Here is a 1,997-nt window from a genome sequence, read left to right as displayed (position 1 = left end):
GAGCTGGAGCACGGCGCGCTCTGGCACGTGCCGGGCGGCTACGCCATGCGCGAGCGGCTCGGCGACGCCAAGGCGATCGTGCCGTCGGCCAAGAAGGTCGGCGCCTTTGGTTCGCGGCTCGACGTGCCGCTCGGCCACATCAACGCCGCCTATGTGCGCAGCCATTTCGACGCCATGGAAGTCGGCATCAGCGACGGGCCGCGTCCCGACGAGATCCTGTTCTGCCTTGCCATGACCTGTGGCCCGCGCGTGCACGACCGCATGGGCGGCCTGGCGGCCAAGGACATCAAGGCGTGGGACGGGCTGAGATGAGCACCGAGGACAATCTGCTGCGACTGGTCGAGGCCGAAGAACCCGACGAAAACGGCTATCACCTGCAAGACCAGGTCGGCTTCATCCTGCGCAAGGCGCATCAGCGCCATGTCGCGATCTTCGCCGCGCATATCGCCGACCTGACGCCGCCGCAATTCGCTGCGCTCGCCAAGCTCTACGACATCGGCGAGACCTCGCAGAACCAGCTCGGCACCTTTATCGCCATGGACGCGGCGACGGTGAAAGGCGTCATCGACCGGCTGAAGGCGCGCGGGCTGGTGGATGTCTCGAAGCACGATGTCGACAAGCGCCGCTTGCTTGTCAACCTGACGGCGGAGGGCCGCGAGGCGGTCGAGCGGCTGTTCCCGCATGCACGTACCATCACCGAGGAGACGCTGGCGCCGCTGTCGACCAGGGAAGCCGCGACCTTCATGCGCCTGCTGGCCAAGCTGGCCTAACCGGCAGCGGCGGTTCCTGGATACGAAAAAGCCCGGCGCGAAGCCGGGCTTTTTTCTGGGTCCTGAGATCAATCCGGGCCGACAACCTTCCAATAGAAGGTTGCGGCTTGATCAGTGATCAAACGCCTTGACGATTTCCTCGGTCATCTTCTTGGCATCGCCGAGCAGCATCATGGTGCCGTCCTTGTAGAACAGCGTGTTGTCGATGCCGGCATAGCCGGAGCCGAGCGAGCGCTTGACGAACAGGCAGGTGCGGGCCTTGTCGACGTCGAGGATCGGCATGCCGTAGATGGGCGAGGCCTTGTCGTCGCGCGCGGACGGGTTGGTGACGTCGTTGGCGCCGATGACATAGGCGACGTCGGCCTGCGCGAATTCGGAGTTGATGTCCTCGAGCTCGAACACCTCGTCATAGGGCACGTTGGCTTCGGCCAGCAGCACGTTCATGTGGCCGGGCATGCGGCCTGCCACCGGATGGATGGCGTATTTGACCTCGACCCCATTGGCTTTGAGCTTGTCGGCCATTTCGCGCAGCGCGTGCTGCGCCTGCGCGACCGCCATGCCGTAACCGGGCACGATGATGACCTTCTGCGCGTTCATCATCAGATAGGCGGCATCGTCGGCTGAACCCTGCTTGACGGTGCGCTCGATGCCGTCGTCGGCCGCCGCCGCCGTCTCGCCGCCGAAGCCGCCGAGGATGACCGAGATGAACGAGCGGTTCATGCCCTTGCACATGATGTAGGACAGGATCGCGCCCGACGAGCCGACCAGCGCGCCGGTGATGATCAGCGCCAGGTTGCCAAGCGTGAAGCCGAGCGCCGCCGCAGCCCAGCCCGAATAGGAATTCAGCATCGACACCACCACCGGCATGTCGGCGCCGCCGATCGGGATGATCAAGAGCACGCCGAGCACCAGCGAGGCGGCGACGATCAGCCAGAAGACCAGCTTGGACTCGGTGGTGACGAGCAGCACGATCAGCACGACCAGGGCGATGCCGAGCGCGATGTTGATGAGATGGCGGCCGCCGATCATGATCGGCTTGCCCGACATGCGGCCGTCGAGCTTCAGGAAGGCGATGACCGAGCCGGTGGAGGTGATGGCGCCGATGGCGACGCCGAGGCTCATCTCAATCAGCGCCTGGGCATGGATGTCGGCGACCGTGCCGATGCCGAAGCTTTCCGGCGCGTAGATGGCGGCGGCCGCCACCATCACGGCGGCGAGGCCGACAAG

Annotated in this window: 3 protein-coding genes; 2 read left to right on the top strand and 1 reads right to left on the bottom strand. The window is 65.3% G+C overall.

The window, feature by feature from the left end; translation table 11 throughout:
• Positions 1 to 312: amino acid synthesis family protein (locus EN742_RS33310; protein ID WP_148670457.1), on the top strand; the 312-nt coding region annotated here is incomplete at its 5' end.
• Positions 309 to 770 carry a MarR family transcriptional regulator gene (locus tag EN742_RS33305; RefSeq protein WP_126057006.1) on the top strand — a complete coding sequence of 154 codons (462 nt, stop codon included), beginning with the start codon at positions 309 to 311 and terminating at the stop codon, positions 768 to 770. The genes EN742_RS33310 and EN742_RS33305, both read left to right, overlap by 4 nt.
• Positions 771 to 881: 111 nt before the next feature.
• Here EN742_RS33305 and EN742_RS33300 read toward each other — a convergent pair.
• A partial coding sequence (locus EN742_RS33300; protein WP_148670456.1) for an NAD(P)(+) transhydrogenase (Re/Si-specific) subunit beta occupies positions 882 to 1,997 on the bottom strand: 1,116 nt, incomplete at its 5' end.

Origin of the sequence: Mesorhizobium sp. M4A.F.Ca.ET.020.02.1.1, from assembly GCF_004022645.1 — a bacterium.
In the GTDB taxonomy this organism is placed as follows: Bacteria; Pseudomonadota; Alphaproteobacteria; order Rhizobiales; family Rhizobiaceae; genus Mesorhizobium.
Note: the sequence above shows the minus strand (reverse complement) of the source record. Positions and strands in the feature narration are given on the sequence as shown.